Genomic DNA, 19147 nt, shown 5'->3' with positions numbered 1-19147 from the left:
CGTCGGCCGGTGGGCGGAGAAGCGGCGCCCGGACGGGTCTGTTTGTCGCCGCCTATCGTTCGCCGCGATTGAACGCAAGGATCAAAACCATCCGGTCATCGTGGCAGGCGGACTTCCCACAATCCGTCCACCGCCTGGGTTCCGGTCGACCGGTCCTGCGCGGCAGCTCTCCCTTCGTTCCCTCTTTCCATCCACCCGTCAGCGCAGGAGTCATCCATGGCCAAGGTTCTCGTTCTCTATCACAGCTTCTACGGTCACGTCGAAGCGATGGCCCACGCCGTCGCCGCCGGTGCGCGCGAGGTGGCCGGTGCCCAGGTGGACGTCAAGCGCGTGCCCGAGACCGTGCCGGCCGACATCTTTGCCGCCGCCCACGGCAAGGCCGACCAGGCCGCCCCGATCGCCCAGCCGGCCGAGCTGGCGAACTACGACGCGATCATCTTCGGCACCGGCACCCGCTTCGGCAACATGACCGCCCAGATGCGCAACTTCCTCGACCAGACCGGCGGCCTGTGGGCGACCGGCGCGCTGGTCGGCAAGGTCGGCTCGGTGTTCGCGTCCAGCGCGACCCAGCACGGCGGCCAGGAAAGCACCATCCTGACCTTCATCCCGACCCTGCTGCACCACGGCATGGTCTACGTCGGCCTGCCCTATGCCGAACAGCGCCAGACCGGCCTGGACGAGATCAAGGGCGGCAGCCCCTACGGCGCCTCGACGATCACCGGCAGCAACGGCGAGCGCATGCCCAGCGAGCAGGAACTCGGCATGGCCAGCTTCCAGGGCCGCCACGTCGCGACGATCGCGACCAAGCTGTTCGGCTGACGGTCCGGCACGCCCCGGGCGATCCGCTCGGGGTTTGTCCAGGACATACCCGGGTGGGCACCTTTCTGGGCTGAAAACACCCCTTTCATCAGGAAATCCGCAGGCGACCCAGCGGCGAGAGTCACGACACCCCCCAACGTGTCCTGACGCCGCTGTCGCCCATGTTCTCTCCCACCTCGATCCTCTGGCCCGCCCTGTGGCTGCTCGGCTGGCTCACCGCCGGCCTCCTGCAGCTTGAATGGGCCCGCTGGCTCTCCGGCGCCCTGCTGGCCATCTGGGCCTTGGGCCTGCCGCGACGCTGGCAGGCCTGGCGCGCTGGCGAACAGACCACCGGCCCGGCCGATGCGCCGGTATCCGCCAGCGTGGCGCTGTCGGCCCAGGAGGCGGCCCAGCGCATCGAGGCCGCCACGCAGCTCTGGACCCAGCACATCGAAGGCGTGCAGGCCCAGATGCGGGACGCGACCGACCAGCTCATCGGCGGCTTCCGCGTCATCCTCGAACAGCTCGACGACATCACGCCGGTCAGCGCCGAACCGGTCGACCACTCCGACCTCGTGCTGCGCGTCAACATGCTGTCGCAGTGCGACCGCGAGCTGCGCGACCTGGTGCTGAGCTTCGGCGCCTTCGTCAAGTCGCGTGACCAGATCCTGGGCACCGTGCGCGGCCTGGACCGCGCCTCCAGCGGCCTGCGCGACATGGCCGAGGACGTCGACGGCCTGGCGCGCCAGACCAACCTGCTGTCCATCAACGCCGCCATCGAGGCCGCCCGTGCCGGTCCGGCCGGACGCGGCTTCAGCGTCGTCGCGGCCGAGGTCCGGCGCCTGTCGACCGCCTCCGGCGAGACCGGCCGGCGCATCGGCGAACAGGTCCGCACCTTCGGCGAACAGGTGCGCCAGACGCTCGCCCAGGCCACCGATCAGGTCAAGGACGACCAGCAGCTGTTCGAGAAGTCCGAGCAGACCATCACCTCCGTCATCGAGCGGGTCGACCACACCGTCGAGGTGCTGAACGCCCGCACCGTCGACCTGGCCCGTCGCAGCGAGGAAGTGCGCGTCCAGGTCGAGCAGCTGCTCGTGGCCTTCCAGTTCCAGGACCGCGTGCAGCAGATCCTCGACCAGATCACCCACTCCATGACCGCGACGCGGGCCTGCCTGCTGGAAGCCGCCGAGACCGGCCGGCTGCCGGCGGCCGAGGAATGGGATGCCCTGCTGTCGGCCGGCTACACGACCGCCGAGCAGAAGGACCTGAGCCTCGACCCGACCCAGGCCAACCACGCCAGTGCGGGTGCGGTGTTCTTCTGACGCCGACACCGCCGTCGCCCCTGTCCCCCGACGTCCCCCACCGATGACCCTCCGACCATGAGCAAGACCATCCTGATCGTCGACGACTCCGCTTCGCTGCGCCAGGTCGTCTCCATCGCGCTGACGCGCGCCGGCTACGAGGTGATCGAGGCCGGCGACGGCATGGACGCGCTGACCAAGCTGGACGGCCGCAAGATCAACCTGGTCGTCAGCGACGTCAACATGCCCCGCATGGACGGCATCACCTTCGTCACGCAGATGAAGGCGAACGCCCGCTACAAGTTCACCCCCGTGATCATGCTGACCACCGAGAACGGTGGTGACCGCATGCAGCAGGGCAAGGTGGCGGGCGCCAAGGCGTGGATCGTCAAGCCCTTCAACCCGCCGGTGCTGCTGGACGCGGTGGCCAAGCTGGTGCTGCCATGAACAGCGCCGCCACGAATGTCGTGCTGCCGGCCGAGCTGACCATCTTCACGGCCACCGAGACGCGCGACGCGCTGCTGGCCGCGCTGGCCGCCATCACCGATGCCGACACGACGCTGCAGGTCGATGCCGCCGAGGTGGTCGATGTCGACGGCGCCGGCGTGCAGCTGCTGGTGTCGCTGTCGCGCCTGTGCGAACGCGACGAACGCGCCTGGCGACTGCAGTCGCCCACGGATGCGCTGGTCCGCGCCTGCCAGGTGCTGGGCCTGACGACGTGGCTGGAGCGCCATGCGGCCACGGCCACAAACACGGCCACCACCACGGTCACCACCGAGGAAACACGATGAGCACGAGGAAATCCCGCGAGATCGACCTCGGCTTCGTGGCCGACGCGCTGCCGACCTTCATCCAGGAAGCCACCGAGCAGGTCGAACAGATCGAGCAGCTGCTGCTGGAACTCGAAGAGCACCCGGGCGACCGCGACAAGCTCGACGCGCTGTTCCGCTGCGCCCACACCGTCAAGGGCTCGGCCGGCATCTTCGGGCTCGACCGCATCGTCGCCTTCACGCACGACGTCGAGACGCTGCTGGACCGGCTGCGCGACGGCCGCATCGAACTCGACCTGCAGGTCAGCACGCTGCTGCTGCAATGCAACGACCAGATCCGCCTGCTGATCGCCCAGGCCGCCGATGCGCAGGCCGAGACGCCCGATCAGCGCGACCACCGCGCCGACCTGTCGACCCGGCTGAAGGCGATGCTGGCGGCTCTCGACGGCGCCGCCGCAGCGCCGGCCGCCGTCGCGCCGGCCGAGCCCGTGTCGACCGCCGTGCCGCGCTGGCACCTGTGCGCGGCCTTCGGCCCCGACACCTTCCGCAACGGCATGGATCCGCTGTCGGTGCTGGCCTACCTGGACACGCTCGGCGAGGTGCATGGCATCTGCTGCGACACCGAGGCCGTGCCGCCGCTCGACCGGATCGATCCGGAGAGCTGCCACGGCGCCTTCCAGTTCACGCTGGACACGACGGCCAGCCGCGAGGAGATCGAGGCCGCCTTCGCCTTCGTGCGTGACGACTGCACGCTGCGGCTGACCGCGCCGGGCACGCCGGCCTCGCATTACAAGGCCATGATCGACGCCATGCCCGACCGGCCTCGGCTGGGCGAGATCCTCGTGGCGATCGGGGCTGTCACGCGAGAGGACCTGGACCATTGCCTGGCCGAGCAGGCCACCCTGAAGGCCCGCTCGTCGACGGAGGCGCCGCGCCTGGGCGAGGTGCTGCAGGCCCGCACCGGACTGGACCCGAAGGTCATCGATGCGGCCATCGAGAAGCAGGGCCAGATGGCGTCGGCGGCGGCTGACAAGACAGAGCGGACCGAACGCAAGGGCGGCAAGGAGCGCGAGGGTGCGTCGGCCGACGAGCACCGCTACATCCGCGTGCAGGCCGACCGGCTCGATGCCGTCATCAACCTGCTCGGCGAGCTGGTCACGGCCGGCGCCGGTGCGGCGATGCTGTCGCGCCAGACCCGCCAGGGCAGCCTGATCGAGGCCCACCTGCACATGGGCCGGCTGATCGAGGAGATCCGCAACGGCACGCTGCAGCTGCGCATGGTGCCGATCGGCGAGACCTTCAGCCGCTTCCGCCGGGTCGTGCGCGACACCGCCGCGCAGCTGGGCAAGGAAGTCGCGCTGGAGATCCTGGGCGGCGAGACCGAACTCGACAAGTCGATGGTCGAACGCATCGTCGACCCGCTGATGCACTTGGTCCGCAACAGCCTGGACCACGGCCTGGAGCCGGCCGACGAACGCGTCGCGGCGGGCAAGGCCGGCACCGGCACGCTGATGCTGAGCGCGCGCCACGAGTCGGGCTCGATCCTGATCACGATCGAGGACGACGGCCGCGGCATCTCGCGCGACAAGGTGCTGCAACGTGCCTGGCAACGCGGCCTGGTCGAGCCGGGCGTGACGCCGGCCGATGCCGAGATCCTCCACCTGATCTTCGCGCCGGGCTTCTCGACCGCCGAGCAGGTCACCAACCTGTCCGGCCGCGGTGTCGGCATGGACGTGGTCAAGCGCAACATCGAGGCGCTGCGTGGCAGCGTCACGGTCCACAGCGTCGAAGGTCGCGGCACGCAGATCCAGATCCGCCTGCCGCTGACGCTGGCCATCATCGACGGCTTCCTCGTCAGCGCCGCCCAGTCGCGCTTCGTGCTGCCGCTGGCCTCGGTCGTCGAGGTCATCGAGGGCCGGCGTGCCTGCATCGACCGCAGCGACGCCGACGCGTTCGACAGCGGCCGGCGCTGCGTCGAGCTGCGCGGCGAGCTGCTGCCGGTGATCGACCTGCGCACGCTCTACGACCTGGAGGCGCCGCCCGCCGAACTGCCCAGCATCGTCGTCGTGAAGGGCCATGCCGGCCCCTACGGCATCGTCGTCGACGCGCTGATGGGCCAGCACCAGACCGTCATCAAGCCGCTCGGACCGATCTTCCGGTCGCTGCGCGGCATCTCCGGCTCTTCCATCCTGGGCAACGGCGAGGTCGCGCTGATCCTCGACGTCCAGGCCCTGGGCCAGCTGGCCGAACGGGCCGCGTCGCCGCCCGGCGGCCGACGACGTCCGACCGCCACCGTGACCCCGCTCTTCCCCGAATCCGCTCGCCCGAACACCGAAGGACAGACCACATGAACCCGAACCAAACCCCCTGGATCGCCCGGCTGTTCGCCGGAGCCGCGCTGCGTGACGCCGCCGAGACGGTGCAGCGCACCGAGCAGGCCCGCCTGGACAGCGAACGGGCCCGTGCCGAAGCCGAACGCGCCCGCGCCGCCACCGAGAGTGCCCGCGCCGAGGCCGAGGCGGCCGCCGAAGCCGAGAAGGCCGAGAAGGCCGAGCTGCTGACCCGCCTGGCCGCCGCCGAGTCCGAGTTGAAGGTCCGCACCGACATCATGAACGTCACGAGCATCGTCTCGTGGTCGGACAAGAAGGGCGACATCCTGTCGATCAACGACAAGTTCATGGAGGTCTCGAAGTACGGTCGCAACGAGCTGATCGGCCATCCGCACAACACGACCCGCCACCCGGACATGCCCAAGGAGACCTTCAAGTCGCTGTGGCAGACCATCGGTCGCGGCGAGATCTTCCGCGGCGTCATCAAGAACCGCGCGAAGGACGGCACGCCGTATTACGTCGACGCGGTGGTCGCGCCGATCCTGGGTGCCAACGGCAAGCCCGAGAAGTACCTGGGCGTGCGCTACGACATCACCGAGGCCGAGCTGGAGCGCCACAACGCGCGCGGCATCCTGGGTGCGATCGACCTGTCCTATGCCTACATCGAGTTCGACCTGAAGGGCCATGTGCTCAAGGCGAACGCGAATTTCCTCGATCTGATGGGCTATCGCGAGGACGAGGTGGTCGGCCGCCACCACCGCATGTTCGTCGAGCCGACCTATGCGGTCAGCCCGGCCTACGAGCAGTTCTGGCGTGACCTCAACGAGGGCAAGCCGCACAGCGAGGTCTTCAAGCGCGTCACCAAGTCCGGCACGGAGGTCTGGATCCAGGCCGTCTACGCGCCGGTGCGCGACGAGATGGGCCGCGTCAACAAGGTCGTCAAGATCGCCACCGACGTCAGCGCCGAGGTCCGCTCGCGCCAGATGCTGACGCTGGCCGTCGAACAGGCTCAGGCCGTGACCCAGGCCGCCGCCGCCGGCGACCTGACGCGCCGCATCCCGCTCGAAGGCAAGACCGGCCCGATCGCCGACCTGTGCAGCGGCGTCAACGCGCTGATGGAGACGACCTCGGTCATCTCCGCCGACGTCGGCCGCGTGCTGTCCGCACTGGCCAACGGCGACCTGTCGCAGCGCATCACCGCCGACTACGCCGGCACCTTCGGCCAGCTCAAGGCCGATGCCAACGCGACCAGCGAGACGCTGGCGGCCATCATCGAGGACGTCGGCCGGGTCTTCTCCGGCCTGGCCTCCGGCGACCTCAGCCAGCGCATCGTGCGCGAGGCCCAGGGCATCTTCGAGCAGGTCAAGCAGGACGCCAACTCGACCAGCGAGAAGCTCGCCGGGATCATCGAGGAGGTGCGCGGCGCGGCCGACCAGCTGACCAGCGCATCGGGCCAGGTCAGCGCCACGGCGCAGTCGCTGTCGCAGGCCGCCAGCGAACAGGCCGCGTCGGTCGAGGAGACCACCGCGTCGATCGAGCAGATGTCGGCGTCGATCTCGCAGAACAGCGACAACGCCAAGGTCACCGACGGCATGGCCGCCAAGGCCTCCAAGGAAGCCGAGGAGGGCGGCCAGGCCGTCACGCTGACGGTCAAGGCCATGAAGCAGATCGCGGCCAAGATCAGCATCGTCAACGACATCGCCTACCAGACCAACCTGCTGGCGCTGAACGCGGCCATCGAGGCGGCGCGGGCCGGTGAACACGGCAAGGGCTTCGCGGTCGTCGCCGCCGAGGTCCGCAAGCTGGCCGAACGCAGCCAGGAAGCGGCCAAGGAGATCGGCGACCTGGCGTCCAACAGCGTGTCGACTGCCGAGCGCGCCGGCAAGCTGCTCGACGAGATCGTGCCGTCGATCAAGAAGACCTCCGACCTGGTGCAGGAAATCTCCGCCGCGTCCGAGGAGCAGAGCTCGTCGGTGACGCAGATCGGCGGCGCGATGGGCCAGCTCAGCAAGGCGACGCAGCAGAACGCGTCGGCTTCCGAGGAACTGGCGGCGACCAGCGAGGAGCTGTCCGGCCAGGCCGAGCAGCTGCAGCAGGCGATCTCGTTCTTCCACAGCGGTGGCGCCGATGCCGGCCGTCGCACGGTGGTGGACTTCGACGGCGGCGCGCGTCGCCGTCCGGCCCCGGTGGCGAACGCCCGTCCGGCCAGCGGCGGCACGGCGACCCGCGCCACCGGCACGCTCGGCGCGGCCAACTTCCGCCCCTACTGAGGAGCCGGCGATGAGCGGCGTCCCGGACGAGGCCGATGAAGGCCACGCACAGCACCTGACCTTCTGGCTCGGCGAGCGTGTCTTCGCCGTCGGCATCGAGGCGGTGCGCGAGATCATCCAGTACGGCCAGATGACGCTGGTCCCGCGCACGCCGACCTTCGTGCGCGGCGTCATCAACCTGCGTGGCGCCGTCGTGCCGGTCATCGACCTGCAGGCCCGGCTGGGCCGGGGCGTGGCCGAGGTCGGCGAGAAGACCTGCATCGTGATCTTCGAGGCCCGCCGGCTCGACGGCACGCATGTCGAGCGTGTCGAGCTGGGCCTGATGGTCGATGCAGTGGCCGAGGTCATCGACATCGACCCGGCCCAGGTCGAGCCGCCCCCACAGTTCGGCAGCGCCATCGGGCGCGAGTTCATCCGCGGCGTGGTGCGGCGGCAGGAGCGTTTCGTGACGCTGCTGGACACCGACCACGCACTCGACATCGAGGCCCTGGCCTCCTTGTGCGACGAGGAACAGGAGCGCCTGGCGGCCTGAGACGGGCCGCCGGCGTGTGCAGACCATGACCCTTGAATCGACCTCGGCCGCGCTGCTGGCGACCCTGCCGCCGCAGCCGACCGTCAACGACTTCTCCGACCGCACCTTCAACCGCATCACCGCGCTCATGTACGAGACGGTGGGGCTGTCGATGAACGCGTCGAAGAAGTCGCTGGTGGCGTCTCGCCTGGCCCCGCGCATCCAGCGCCTCGGGCTGCGAGGCTACGACGACTACCTGGCGCTGCTGCTCGATGAACACGAGGCCGCCGAGTTCCAGATGGCGGTCGACCTGCTGACCACCAACGAGACCTACTTCTTCCGCGAGCCGCACCACTTCGAGCTGCTCGAACGCGAGCTGGTCGGCCGCCGCAGCCGTGCGCCGCTGGCGCTGTGGAGCGCGGCGGCGTCGTTTGGCGACGAGGCCTACAGCACCGCGATGCTGCTGTCCGAACTGCAGAAGTCCGGCCAGATCGGACCGGACTGGGAGATCCTCGCCACCGACATCAGCCACCGCGTGCTGCTGTCGGCCAAGCAGGGCGTCTACCCGGTCGACCGGTTGCGCCACGTCAGCCCCGATCGCCTGAAACGCCATTGCCTGCGGGGCGAAGGCCCGGCCGAAGGGCAGGTGATGGTCAAGCCGGAACTGCGCGAGCGGGTCCGCTTCGGCCAGCTCAACCTGTGCAAGCCGATCCACGGCATCGGGCCGTTCGACTTCGTCTTCCTGCGCAACGTGCTCATCTACTTCGACACCGAGACCAAGCGCCAGGTCATCGACCGCGTGCTGACCACGCTCAAGCCCGGCGGCATCCTGTTCATGGGCACCGCCGAAGGCCGTGCCCATGCCGAGGCCGGCCTGGAGCCGGTCGTGCCGGGCGCCTTCCGCAAGCCGGCGAAACGCTGAGCCGGCCCCGCCGTACCGCCGAAGGTGTCGACATGCCCTCCCTGACCGCACCCGCCACGCTGGCCGATGTCTACACGCCGCCGCGCGTGCATGTGCTCAACCCGGGCGACGTGCGCGTGGTCAACAGCGGCGACCGGCTCGACACGCTGCTGGGCTCGTGCGTGGCCGTCACGCTGGTCGACCCGCGCGGGACGGTCGGCGCGATGTGCCATGTCGTGCATGCCAGCGACAGCGACCCGCGCCGACCGCCCGACACCCACCACGCCCGCGACGCGCTGCAGGCCATGGCCGACGGGCTGCTGGCCCGCGGCATCACGCCCCGGCTGTGCCTGGCGCGGGTCTACGGCGGCGCCAACATGTTCCCGCGCCAGTACGCCGAGCATGTCGGCCTGCGCAATGTCCAGCGCGTGCTGGAACTGCTGACAGCCGGCGGCATCCGCGTGCTGGAGCAGAACGTCGGCGGCACCGGCTACCGCAAGCTCAGCTGGCGGGTCGGACCGGATGCGCCGGTCTGCCGCGTCGTCGATTCGCAGGCACCTGCCTGAAGCCGGCTCCAGCCCACGCTCCCGCTCACACGAAGAAGGTTCCCATGCCGTCCATCCAGGTCTATGTGGTCGACGATTCGGCCGTCGTCCGACAGACCGTTGCCCACCTGCTCAGCGGCCTGGCCGACATCGAACTCGTCGGCAGCGCCCCCAACCCGCTGATCGCGACCGAGGCGCTGCGCCGCCTGAAGCCCGACGTGCTGCTGCTCGACATCGAGATGCCCGGCATGGACGGCCTGACCTTCCTGCGCCAGCTGATGGTCAGCAACCCGATCCCGACCGTGATCTGCTCGACGCTGACCCACGAGGGCGGCAAGGTCGCGCTCGAAGCGCTGGCCGCCGGCGCCGTGGCCGTGCTGGGCAAGCCCAAGCTCGGGCTCAAGCAGCACCTGCAGGAAAGCCGGCTGGAGCTGATCCAGACGCTCAAGGCGGCGGCCCGCTCGCGGCCGCGCCGTCGCACGGCGGAAGTGGCGTCCAGCGAGCCGGTGCCCACGCCGCTGCACGGGGCCCGGGCCGCAGGCGTGCATGCGCTGGCCATCAACAAGCCGGTGGTGATCGGCAGCTCGACCGGCGGCACGCAGGCGATCGAATGGGTGCTGCGCCAGATGCCGGCCGACGCGCCCGGCATCGCCATCACCCAGCACATGCCGGAGCGCTTCACGGCGCTGTATGCGCAGCGCCTGGACGGCTTCTGCGCGATGAACGTGCGTGAGGCCCGCGACGGCGACCGCCTCGAACGCGGCGTCGCCCTGATCGCGCCGGGCGGCCGCCACATGCAGCTGCGCAAGTCCGGCGGCCAGTACTACGCCGTCGTCAGCGACGGTCCGCCGGTCAACCGGCACAAGCCGTCGGTCGACGTGCTGTTCCGCTCGGTGGCCGAATGCGCCGGCCCGAACGCGCTGGGCATCATCATGACCGGCATGGGCGACGACGGTGCCCGCGGCATGCTGCAGATGCACGAGGCCGGCGCCCGCACCGTGGCGCAGAACGAGGAGACCTGCGTGGTCTTCGGCATGCCCAAGGAAGCGATCAAGCTGCACGCGGTCGACGACATCCTGCCGCTCGAACAGATCGGCCGGGCGATCCTGCAGTTCGACGCCCGCGCCTGAACACCGGCTGAGCCTGCGCGATCGACGGTTTCATTCGTCACACGGACAGGGCGCGCGCGCAACGCACCCGCAGCGGCAGCGGCGCAGACTGGCATCAGGGTCGATCGACGACCCTGCCCACCCGATACGCCCCTGGTCCGCCATGCCTCGATTCCTCGTCCGCCTCCTGCTCGCGCTCCCTGCGCTGGCCTCGGCCGCGACCTCGCCGGATACGGGCAGCAACTGCCTCGCCCTGCTCGGCGGCCGCCTCGACGCCCGCTGGGGCATCCCCCTGGCCATCCTCGCCGGCGGTCTGCTGGCGTGGGGGCTGGTGGTGGTGATGAGGCGGTTGCTGAAGGGGTGATGGGGAAGCGGCTGGCGGGAGACCCCTCACCCTCGGTCCCTCTCCCGCAAGGGGAGAGGGAGGACGCGGTTGGGAGGGTGTCGCGTTGACGTAGTCTGATGACTGGCTCATCGACTGAGCCATTGCCAACAACACCGATCAAAACGAGGCAAGAACCCCTCTCCCCTTGCGGGAGAGGGTAGGGTGAGGGGTCCATTCCCCGTCGCCCTCCGGCGACGCAAATGATGGACGGGAGGCTGGCGCGGCTGGTAAGAAACCTCTCACCCTCGGTCCCTCTCCCGCAAGGGGAGAGGGAGGACGCGGTTGGAAGGGTGTCGCGTTGACGTAGTCTGGTGACTGGCTCATCGACTGAGCCACTGCCAACAAAACCGATCAACACGAGGCACGAACCCCTCTCCCCTTGCGGGAGAGGGTAGGGTGAGGGGTTTCGTCCCACACTGCCCCACAACCCCCAGCGCCAGACCCGTGGCCCGCCCTGATGCGCGATGATCCACACGATCATCGACCTGGGGAGCCGACATGGAAGAAGCTGAAGACTTCACGGCATGGATCGCCGATCGCGCTCGATCGTTGCGACGTGAACAGACGCCGCAGGAGATGGAACTCTGGCGATGCCTGCGGTCGCGGCGGCTGGCCAGGTTCAAGTTTCGGCGGCAGGTCCCGATCGGCCGATACGTGGCGGACTTCGTTTGTTTCAGCGCCCGGCTGATCGTTGAACTGGATGGTGGCCAGCATTCGGAACAGCGACCCCATGACCTTGCGCGAGATGCGTGGCTGAGCGAGCAAGGCTTCCAGATCATCCGGGTGTGGAACCACGAATGGGCGTCGCAACGGATCGACGTGATGACGCGGATCTGGCTGTCCTTGAACCGGGATTGCGATGCCGTCGACCTAGCCGGCGGCCTTGCCTCTCCTCCTCAGTACAGCGTCTCCACCGCCGCATCGAAGCGGTAGCCTGCGCCGCGTTCGGTCACGATCAGGGTGGGGTGGAAGGGATCGGCCTCGATCTTGCGGCGCAGGCGCAGTACCTGGACGTCGACGGTGCGGTCGTAGACCTCGGCGTTGTGCAGGCGCGAGAGCGTCAGCAGCTGGTCGCGGCTCAGCACGCGCTGGGGCGCGCTGCAGAAGGCCAGCAGCAGGCTGAATTCGCCGTTGCTCAGTTCGAGCTTGCGGCCGTCGGGTGCGCTCAGGCGGCGGGTGCGCAGGTTCAGCTCCCAGCCGGCGAAGCGGCAGGCGCGGCGCGGGTCCTCGCGGACCGCGACGGCGCCGCTGGGCAGCGGGGAGGCCAGCGTGCCGGGCGCGGCGGCCGGTGCCATCAGGCCCGCCTGTGGCTGGGCCCGGCGCAACACGGCGCGGATGCGGGCCAGCAGTTCGCGCGGGCTGAAGGGCTTGGTGACGTAGTCGTCGGCGCCGAGTTCGAGGCCCATGACGCGGTCGGCCTCCTCGGCCACGCCGGTCAGCAGCACGATGGGCAGGTTGGGCACACGCTGGCGCAGCAGGCGCGCGAGCTGCAGGCCGTCCTCGCCGGGCAGGCGCAGGTCGAGCACGACCAGATCGATCGCGTCCTGGTCGAAGCGGCTCATCATCGCGCGGCCATCGGCCACGGCGCTGACGCGCAGGCCGTGGTCGCCGAGGTAGTCCTGCAGCAGCTCGCGCAGCGACGGGTCGTCGTCGACGACCAGGATGTGGGCGGCGCCGGCGGGGATCACGGGTTCGTCGGCGGGCTGGCCGAGCGGGCCGGCATCGCCGGGTGGCTGGAGCGGCGGGTAGCCCGTGTTCATCGGCATCATCGTCAGGGGCGAGGCCACGACCGGCAGCGCCGGGGGCCTGTGCGGATAGGTGTTCACGCGAGGTACTCCACCTGGCGCCAGGTGGCTCCGGATGGGGCTCGCGGCTCAGGCCCGGTCAATGTAGCGGTGTCCTCGACGACCCCGCAGCCGATCCGGGCTTGCCGTTCATGACAGATGAAGCACGGGTGGCGCGGGCCGGCGAACCGGTCCGCGCCGGACCGCACTCATTCGCTCGCCCACGAATGGAAGTGGGTCACCACCCGGGTCACGCCCGGCACCTGGCGGGCGGCCTGGTAGACGGTGTCCTCGTCGCCGGCATTCGCGAGCCAGCCGGTCAGTTCGATGCGGCCTCCGCTGGCGTTGACCTTCAGCTCGGTGTTCTGCAACGTGAAGGCGCCCGTGCCGAGCAGCGCGCTGCGCACGCTGGCGGCCAGGCCGTCATCGGCCACGTTGCCCGTGCTCATCGGACCTGCAGCCGTCGGGGCGCTGTAGAGCTCGGGGTTGGCCAGGCCGACGCGGTAGTCGCTCTCGGTCGACCAGGCGCGGATCTGCGTCGAGACCGATTGCACGCCGGCGACCTGACGGGCGATGTTGCGGGCCGGCGCGATGTCGTTGTCATAGGCGACCCAGCCGCTGATCTCGACCTTGCCCTGGTCGGCGCGGATGGTCAGGTCGGTCTTGGCGTCCTGGAACGGTGCGGCGGCCAGCACGGCGGCCTGGACCTTCTCGGCCAGCTGGCGGTCCGATTCGGTGACGCCGACGGCGCCGCCGGCATGGGCCGCACCGGCGGTGAACAGGCTGGTCAGGAGGGCGGCAGCGGCGGCGATGCGATGGAGGCGGGTGGTCATGATGTGTCCTTGCAGGTGAGTGGCAGATCCGCTGGCCTGTGTGGCTTGCGGTGACTCCACTGTCGGACCCGAGGGTTACCCCTGAGCTGCAAGTCCGGCGGCGGGCGTTGCGCCTGCAACCCCGCCGCGATGACCGATGTCATCGTGTGACGCCGGATGTCATCAACCGGCCGTCACGTATCGGGATCACGCCGCCGTGACGCGCCAGATCACGTTGCCGACGTCATCGGCGACCAGCAGCGAACGACCGTCCGGGCCGATCGTCACGCCGACCGGGCGGCCCCAGGACTCGCTCTCGTCCGGTGCCAGGAAACCGCTCAGGATGTCGCGTGACGGGCCCGAGGGCTCGCCGTCGACGAAGGGCACGAAGATGACCTTGTAGCCACTCAGCGTGCTGCGGTTCCACGAGCCGTGCTGGCCGATCACCATGCCGTCCGGATAACCCGGCAGCGTGCCCGCCGGCATCCAGCACAGGCCCAGCGAGGCGGTGTGGCCGCCCAGCGCGTAGTCGGGCTGCAGGGCGCTGGCGACGCGGGCGGCGTCCTGCGGCACGCGGTCGTCGACCGTGCGGCCCCAGTAGCAGTAGGGCCAGCCGTAGAAGCCGCCATCGCGCACGGAGGTCAGGTAGTCCGGCGGCGTCTCGTCGCCCAGGCCGTCGCGTTCGTTGACCACCGTCCAGAGCGCGCCGGTGACGGGCTCCCAGGCCAGGCCGACGGGGTTGCGCAGGCCTTCGGCGAACAGCCGCGCGCGGCCGGTCTCGCGGTCGAATTCCCAGATGCAGGCGCGGCCTTCCTCGGCCGCCATGCCGTCGTCGCCGATGTTGCTGAGCGAGCCGACGCCGATGTAGAGCCGCTTGCCGTCCGCGCTCGGCAGGATGCTGCGGGTCCAGTGGCCGCCGGGCTTGAAGTCGGCCAGCTTCGTGCCGGCCGCGTCGATGCGGGTCTGGCCGTCCTGATAGGGGAAGGCGACCAGGCCGTCGGTGTTGCCGACGTAGAAGGTGCCGTCCAGCAGCGCCATGCCGAAGGGCTGGCTGAGGTCCTTCAGGAAGGTCTGCTGGATCTCGGCCACGCCGTCGCCATCGGCATCGCGCAGCAGCGTGATGCGGTTGGCGCTCTGGCCGGTGGCGGCGGCGCGGGCCATCGTGCTGACCATCGCGTAGTCGAACAGCGAATTGATCGTGCCGGGCAGGAAGCAGGCCTCGGCGACCGTGACGTCGCCGTTGGGCAGCACCAGCATCCAGCGCGGGTGGTCCAGCCCGCTGGCAAAGGCGTTGACCTTCAGGCCGGCGGCGGCGACCGGCTTCGTGCCCGGCGCCCAGCCGCGTGCGGTGGGCATCTTCAGCGTCGGCAGGATGCCCTGCGGACGGGCCGGCGGGATGCTGGGTTGCGCGCCGAACGCCTGCCGTTCGACGGTGCCCTGCAGGCGCCGCCAGCGGATCGCGACGTGGCCGATCGCGGCGACGACATGAGACATGAGTTGCGTGAACACGCCCGAGCCTTGCATTGCGCTTCCTCCAGAAGAAGGCGCGGATGGTAAGCAGGCACCGTTGCCGGCGCGATCGGCATGAACGCGCTAGGCTCGCCGACGCCATGAATGCCCCGACCCGCCCCGATCCGGCCCTGTCCGACCCACCCACGCCCTGGGCCACGCCACGCTGGCGCGACCTGCTGCGCACCCGCAGCGTGCTGGCCGTGCTGGTCGGCGAGGCGGCGGTGGCGCTGCTGGTGGTGGCCGGCCTGTGGACGCTGCGGGCGCAGACGATCGAGGCCGAGCTGCGCACGCTCGGCGCGCTCGCCGATGCGGTGGCCGCGCAGGCCGACACCACGCTGGTCACCGCCGACACGGTGCTGCGCGCGACCCGCACCGAGCTGAGCGACGGCCTGGTCTCGCCCGGCCATGCCAACCTGCACGAGCTGCTGCGCGCGCGCGTCGCGGCGCTGCCCCGGGCGCGGGCCTTGTCCGTGCTGGACGAGCAGGGCCGCGTGGTGGCGACCTCGCGCGATGTCGCTGCGCCGACCGTGTCGGCCGCGCCGGTGTCGCTGGCGCGGCGCGACTTCTACGTCGGGGCGCAACGCAACGGGCCGGGCGGCCTCTACATCGGCCAGCCCTTCCGCAGCCGTTACGACGACGGCGACGTGTCGATCGGCCTGGCGATGGACTGGCGCGACCGCGAGAACCGCTTCCGCGGCGTCGTCGTGCTGGTCACGCAACCCGATTTCCTCGACGGCGGCTACGCCTCCGTGATGCCGTCGCCCGACATCGCCGTGGCGCTGTACCGGCGCGACGGCACGCGGGTCTCGCAGCCGGTCGATGCCGTGGCGCCGGACATCGCGCCGATGCCGGTCGAGGTCCTGAACACCCTGTGGGACGACCCCGACGCGTCGCAGGGCCTGCGCTACGCCGCCCGCGACGGCCGTCAGCGGCTGGTGGCCGTGCAGCCGCTGGCGCATCACCCGGTGCTGGTCGTGCTGGGCCGCGACCAGGACGTCGCGCTGGCCGACTGGACCGCGCTGGCCAGCGTCATCGGCGCCTTCGCCGCATCCGCCCTGCTGGTCACCACGCTGATGACGCTGCGCCATGCCCGCGAGGTGGCGCTGCGGCGGGCCTCCGAGGCCGCCTGGGCGGCCGAACAGGACCGTGCGCAGCGGGCCCGCAAGCTGGAGGCCCTGGGCACGCTGGCCGGTGGCGTCGCACACGACTTCAACAACGTGCTGGCCGCCGTGATCGGCTGGGGCGAGCTGGCCCGCACGCAGGCACCCGAGGGCTCGACCCAGGCGCGTCAGCTCGACCAGGTGCTGCAGGCCGGCCAGCGTGGCAAGTCGATGGTGGAGCGCATCCTGTCCTTCAGCCGCGGCACGCCGCGCCGCCACGACACGCTCTGGCTGCAGCCGCTGGTCGACGAGGCGCTGCGCATGATCGAGGCCTCGTTGCCGGCCTCGATCGTGCTGGCGCGCCAGCTGCAGGCGCCGCAGGCGGCGGTCGACGGCGACGCGACGCTGATCCACGAGGCCGCGATGAACCTGTGCACCAACGCGGTCCAGGCCATGCCCGACGGTGGCCGCCTGCGCGTGACGCTCGACGTCGAGACGCTCAGCCGGCCGCGCCTGCTGCACGCCAGCACGCTCAAGCCGGGCCGCTACGCGCGCCTGAGCGTCAGCGACAGCGGCCCCGGCATCGAGCCCGAGGTCATGGGCCGGCTGTTCGAACCCTTCTTCACGACCCGCTCGGCGCTGCGCGGCACCGGGCTGGGGCTGGCGGTCGTCCACAGCGTCATGGCCGACCTGGGCGGCGCGATCGACGTCAGCAGCCGCGCCGGCCAGGGCGCCACCTTCTCGCTCTACTTCCCGTGTGTCGACGCGCAGCCGGCCGCGCCCGAGCCGACCGGACGCGAGGCCGACCTGCCGCGTGGCAACGGCCAGGTCGTGCTGGTGGTCGACGACGAGCCCGCGCTGGTCGAGCTGGCCGAGGAGATGCTGGCCGAGCTCGGCTACGAGCCGGCCGGCCTGAGCGACAGCGCGCTGGCGCTGGCCCGCTTCGATGCCGCGCCCGACCGCTTCGACCTGGTGCTGACCGACGAGCTGATGCCCGGCCTGTGCGGCACCGCGCTGGCGTGCGAGATCCGCGCCCGTCGCCCCGACCTGCCGATCGTGCTGGCCAGCGGCTACGGCGGCCCGCAGCTCGATGAACGCGCGGCCGCCGCCGGCATCACCGTGCGCGTGGCCAAGCCGCTGACCCGCGCCGAGCTGGCGCGGGCGGTGGCTCAGGCGCTGAGCCTGTCAGGTGCCGGTGAGGCGTCCTCGTCCTCGCTCTCTTCCTCGCTCTCGTCGTCGCTCACGTCCTCGTTCAGTACCGCGCATCCGGCAGACCGCAGAACGCATCCACCGGGCTGACGCCGGTGAACGGCGCCTCGCCCAGCAGGCGCTGCAGCACGGCGGCCTGCATCGGCGCGTTGGCGGTGTAGGCGTTGACCACGCAGGGCATGCGTGGCGCGTCGTACAGGTAGTAGGGCTGTCCGTAGGAGACCAGCACGGTCGGGATGTCGTGCCAGAAGCGCCGCATGCCCAGGCGCCAGTCGCCGTGCAGCGTGGCCCAGTCCAGGTAGATGTGCGAGCGCACCAGCAGCGACTCCTGCGCCAGCAGGTAGACCAGCAGGTCGGTGTCGGCCGGCGTCGGCGGGTGTTCGGGGTCGAAGGCGCGCACCTCGAAGCCGCGCGCGCGCAGGTCGTCGGCCAGCGTCAGCGGGAAGGCCGGCTGGCCGGCGAAGCCGCCGCGCGCCGGGTCGGTCAGCACGACGACGCGGCGGTGCCGGTCCGGTGACAGCGGCAGGATGCCGTTCACGTCCTTGACCTTCGTGACGCTGGCGCCGGCCACACGCGCCTCGACCTCGACATGCTGCGGCGCGCGCACCGTCGCGCGGGCGTCTTCCAGCGGCGGCAGGCGCTCGTCCAGCGTCATGCGGTGCAGGCCCAGCGCAGCCTTCAGGCCGAGCACGCGGGTGACGGCCTGCTCGACACGTTCCTCGCTCAGCCGGCCGTCCGACAGCGCCTTCATCACATGCGGGAAGTCGACCTCGAACGGGGCCGGGAACAGGAACACGTCGCAGCCGTTGGCGATGACCTCGGGCGCGAAGGTGGCCCGGTCGGCCCAGCTGCCCAGGCCGGCCATCGCGCAGGCGTCCGACACGATCAGGCCGTTGAAGCCCAGCTCGCCGCGCAGCAGCGTCTCGTTGAGCAGCGCAGAGATGCAGGCCGGCCGGCAGGTCTCCAGCCCCGTCACGCCGTGCTGCTGCGCGTAGGCGGGCAGGGCGATGTGGGCCGACATCACCGTCATCAGGCCGTCGTCGATCAGGCCGCGGTAGACGTGGCCGTAGCGCGCGTGCCAGTCCTCGGGCGACAGCGGGTTGATGGTGGTGACGAGGTGCTGGTCGCGGTCGTCGTAGCCCTCGCCGGGCCAGTGCTTGGCGGTCGCGGCGATGCCGTGGCGCTGGAAGGTCCGCACGTTGACGCGGGCCTGTTCGAGGATCGTCGCCGGGTCGCTGCCATACGAGCGGGTCGCGACGATCGCGCTGCGGAAGGCCGCGTTGATGTCGACCACCGGCGTGAAGGTCCAGTTGTAGCCGAGCGCGCGGGCCTCGCGCGCCAGCACCGTCACGGCCTCCTCGGCCAGCGCCGTCGAGCCGGTGGCGGCCAGGCCGAGCTGGTTGGGCAGCTGCGTGCCGAACGGGATCGAGATCGCGCCGCCCTCGATGTCCCCGCTGATCAGCGGCGGGATCTCGCTGCGTTCGAGCAGCGCGCGCGTGGCGCGCCAGCTGGTCGCCAGGTCGGTGCCGGCAAAGCGCGTCACGCCGCCGATGCGCAGGCTGGCCAGCCGGTCGATCGTGGCGTCGTCGTCGCCGTGGCAGGCCAGGTTGAACAGCTGGCGCACCTTGTCCTCGGTCGACAGCGTGCGCAGCAGGCCCTCGACCCAGGCGATGCCCGCGTCGTCGAGGTGGAAGGGTGCGAGGCGCAGGGACGACAGCGTGGACGTAGACATCGGGAAGTCCTTCTCGGCAGGGGCGTGGCAGCGGGGTGCGGGGGCCGAGACGATAGCGGCGGCGCGGGGGCGCTCGCT

At 70.7% G+C, this 19147-nt stretch carries 17 protein-coding genes; 13 read left to right on the top strand and 4 right to left on the bottom strand.

Annotated elements, in window-relative coordinates:
- The first annotated feature begins 216 nt into the window (after positions 1–216).
- The 12 genes from wrbA to ACWA7K_RS14765 all read left to right on the top strand — a co-directional run bounded on the left by wrbA (position 217) and on the right by ACWA7K_RS14765 (position 11853).
- Positions 217–819, top strand: a complete 603-nt coding sequence (gene wrbA / locus ACWA7K_RS14820) for an NAD(P)H:quinone oxidoreductase (RefSeq protein WP_456162159.1) — start codon at positions 217–219, stop codon at positions 817–819.
- Between the two features lie 161 nt (positions 820–980).
- Positions 981–2120 (top strand): methyl-accepting chemotaxis protein, encoded by a 1140-nt coding sequence (locus tag ACWA7K_RS14815; RefSeq protein WP_456162158.1) that lies wholly within the window; start codon positions 981–983, stop codon positions 2118–2120.
- Positions 2121–2177: 57 nt separating this feature from the next.
- The gene (locus ACWA7K_RS14810) at positions 2178–2546 is read left to right on the top strand and encodes a response regulator (protein ID WP_456162156.1); all 369 of its coding nucleotides are present in this window, start codon (positions 2178–2180) and stop codon (positions 2544–2546) included.
- Positions 2543–2890, top strand: coding sequence for an STAS domain-containing protein (locus ACWA7K_RS14805; RefSeq protein WP_456162155.1), 348 nt, complete (start codon positions 2543–2545; stop codon positions 2888–2890). Before ACWA7K_RS14810 ends, ACWA7K_RS14805 begins: the two co-directional genes overlap by 4 nt.
- The gene (locus tag ACWA7K_RS14800; protein WP_456162154.1) at positions 2887–5220 is read left to right on the top strand and encodes a chemotaxis protein CheW; all 2334 of its coding nucleotides are present in this window, start codon (positions 2887–2889) and stop codon (positions 5218–5220) included. The genes ACWA7K_RS14805 and ACWA7K_RS14800 overlap by 4 nt, the downstream gene beginning before the upstream one ends.
- The gene (locus tag ACWA7K_RS14795; RefSeq protein WP_456162153.1) at positions 5217–7469 is read left to right on the top strand and encodes a methyl-accepting chemotaxis protein; all 2253 of its coding nucleotides are present in this window, start codon (positions 5217–5219) and stop codon (positions 7467–7469) included. Before ACWA7K_RS14800 ends, ACWA7K_RS14795 begins: the two co-directional genes overlap by 4 nt.
- A 10-nt stretch (positions 7470–7479) precedes the next feature.
- A complete protein-coding gene (locus tag ACWA7K_RS14790; RefSeq protein ID WP_456162152.1) occupies positions 7480–8001 on the top strand; it encodes a chemotaxis protein CheW in 522 nt (173 codons plus the stop codon).
- 25 nt (positions 8002–8026) lie between these two features.
- On the top strand, positions 8027–8902 hold the full coding sequence (locus tag ACWA7K_RS14785) for a CheR family methyltransferase (protein WP_456162151.1): 876 nt from the start codon (positions 8027–8029) through the stop codon (positions 8900–8902).
- Between the two features lie 32 nt (positions 8903–8934).
- Positions 8935–9447: a chemotaxis protein CheD gene (locus ACWA7K_RS14780; protein WP_456162150.1), complete on the top strand. Its 513-nt coding sequence runs from the start codon at positions 8935–8937 to the stop codon at positions 9445–9447.
- A gap of 44 nt (positions 9448–9491) precedes the next feature.
- On the top strand, positions 9492–10556 hold the full coding sequence (locus tag ACWA7K_RS14775) for a protein-glutamate methylesterase/protein-glutamine glutaminase (protein WP_456162149.1): 1065 nt from the start codon (positions 9492–9494) through the stop codon (positions 10554–10556).
- A 142-nt stretch (positions 10557–10698) separates the two neighbouring features.
- On the top strand, positions 10699–10899 hold the full coding sequence (locus ACWA7K_RS14770) for a hypothetical protein (protein WP_456162148.1): 201 nt from the start codon (positions 10699–10701) through the stop codon (positions 10897–10899).
- A gap of 519 nt (positions 10900–11418) precedes the next feature.
- Entirely contained in the window at positions 11419–11853 is a 435-nt protein-coding gene (locus ACWA7K_RS14765; RefSeq protein ID WP_456162147.1) for an endonuclease domain-containing protein, read from the top strand.
- Here the strand turns inward: ACWA7K_RS14765 and ACWA7K_RS14760 are convergent.
- The 3 genes from ACWA7K_RS14760 to ACWA7K_RS14750 form a co-directional block, all read right to left on the bottom strand.
- A complete protein-coding gene (locus ACWA7K_RS14760) occupies positions 11817–12746 on the bottom strand; it encodes a response regulator (RefSeq protein ID WP_456162146.1) in 930 nt (309 codons plus the stop codon). The two genes, ACWA7K_RS14765 and ACWA7K_RS14760, sit on opposite strands and share 37 nt — an antisense overlap.
- A 167-nt stretch (positions 12747–12913) precedes the next feature.
- Entirely contained in the window at positions 12914–13537 is a 624-nt protein-coding gene (locus ACWA7K_RS14755; RefSeq protein WP_456162145.1) for a BON domain-containing protein, read from the bottom strand.
- Between the two features lie 186 nt (positions 13538–13723).
- Positions 13724–15010, bottom strand: a complete 1287-nt coding sequence (locus ACWA7K_RS14750) for a PQQ-dependent sugar dehydrogenase (RefSeq protein ID WP_456210177.1) — start codon at positions 15008–15010, stop codon at positions 13724–13726.
- A 116-nt stretch (positions 15011–15126) separates the two neighbouring features.
- On the opposite strand from ACWA7K_RS14750, the gene ACWA7K_RS14745 reads away from it, so the two are divergent.
- On the top strand, positions 15127–17427 hold the full coding sequence (locus ACWA7K_RS14745; protein ID WP_456162143.1) for an ATP-binding protein: 2301 nt from the start codon (positions 15127–15129) through the stop codon (positions 17425–17427).
- Here ACWA7K_RS14745 and ACWA7K_RS14740 read toward each other — a convergent pair.
- The gene (locus ACWA7K_RS14740; RefSeq protein ID WP_456162142.1) at positions 17381–19069 is read right to left on the bottom strand and encodes a glycoside hydrolase family 3 protein; all 1689 of its coding nucleotides are present in this window, start codon (positions 19067–19069) and stop codon (positions 17381–17383) included. The two genes, ACWA7K_RS14745 and ACWA7K_RS14740, sit on opposite strands and share 47 nt — an antisense overlap.
- Between the last annotated feature and the right edge of the window lie 78 nt (positions 19070–19147).

It is taken from the genome of Leptothrix mechoopdaensis (SeqCode) (assembly GCF_053893855.1).
The sequence above is the reverse complement of the archived record's forward strand: the minus strand, read 5'-3'. Positions and strand labels throughout refer to the sequence as shown.

What these genes read in the sequence shown, in the direction of transcription:
- wrbA (WP_456162159.1), top strand. Translation starts at nt 217, where the DNA reads ATGGCCAAGGTTCTCGTTCTCTATCACAGCTTCTACGGTCACGTCGAA.
- ACWA7K_RS14815 (WP_456162158.1), top strand. Translation starts at nt 981, where the DNA reads ATGTTCTCTCCCACCTCGATCCTCTGGCCCGCCCTGTGGCTGCTCGGC.
- ACWA7K_RS14810 (WP_456162156.1), top strand. Translation starts at nt 2,178, where the DNA reads ATGAGCAAGACCATCCTGATCGTCGACGACTCCGCTTCGCTGCGCCAG.
- ACWA7K_RS14805 (WP_456162155.1), top strand. Translation starts at nt 2,543, where the DNA reads ATGAACAGCGCCGCCACGAATGTCGTGCTGCCGGCCGAGCTGACCATC.
- ACWA7K_RS14800 (WP_456162154.1), top strand. Translation starts at nt 2,887, where the DNA reads ATGAGCACGAGGAAATCCCGCGAGATCGACCTCGGCTTCGTGGCCGAC.
- ACWA7K_RS14795 (WP_456162153.1), top strand. Translation starts at nt 5,217, where the DNA reads ATGAACCCGAACCAAACCCCCTGGATCGCCCGGCTGTTCGCCGGAGCC.
- ACWA7K_RS14790 (WP_456162152.1), top strand. Translation starts at nt 7,480, where the DNA reads ATGAGCGGCGTCCCGGACGAGGCCGATGAAGGCCACGCACAGCACCTG.
- ACWA7K_RS14785 (WP_456162151.1), top strand. Translation starts at nt 8,027, where the DNA reads ATGACCCTTGAATCGACCTCGGCCGCGCTGCTGGCGACCCTGCCGCCG.
- ACWA7K_RS14780 (WP_456162150.1), top strand. Translation starts at nt 8,935, where the DNA reads ATGCCCTCCCTGACCGCACCCGCCACGCTGGCCGATGTCTACACGCCG.
- ACWA7K_RS14775 (WP_456162149.1), top strand. Translation starts at nt 9,492, where the DNA reads ATGCCGTCCATCCAGGTCTATGTGGTCGACGATTCGGCCGTCGTCCGA.
- ACWA7K_RS14770 (WP_456162148.1), top strand. Translation starts at nt 10,699, where the DNA reads ATGCCTCGATTCCTCGTCCGCCTCCTGCTCGCGCTCCCTGCGCTGGCC.
- ACWA7K_RS14765 (WP_456162147.1), top strand. Translation starts at nt 11,419, where the DNA reads ATGGAAGAAGCTGAAGACTTCACGGCATGGATCGCCGATCGCGCTCGA.
- ACWA7K_RS14755 (WP_456162145.1), bottom strand. Translation starts at nt 13,537, where the DNA reads ATGACCACCCGCCTCCATCGCATCGCCGCCGCTGCCGCCCTCCTGACC.
- ACWA7K_RS14750 (WP_456210177.1), bottom strand. Translation starts at nt 15,010, where the DNA reads ATGTCTCATGTCGTCGCCGCGATCGGCCACGTCGCGATCCGCTGGCGG.
- ACWA7K_RS14745 (WP_456162143.1), top strand. Translation starts at nt 15,127, where the DNA reads ATGAATGCCCCGACCCGCCCCGATCCGGCCCTGTCCGACCCACCCACG.
- ACWA7K_RS14740 (WP_456162142.1), bottom strand. Translation starts at nt 19,069, where the DNA reads ATGTCTACGTCCACGCTGTCGTCCCTGCGCCTCGCACCCTTCCACCTC.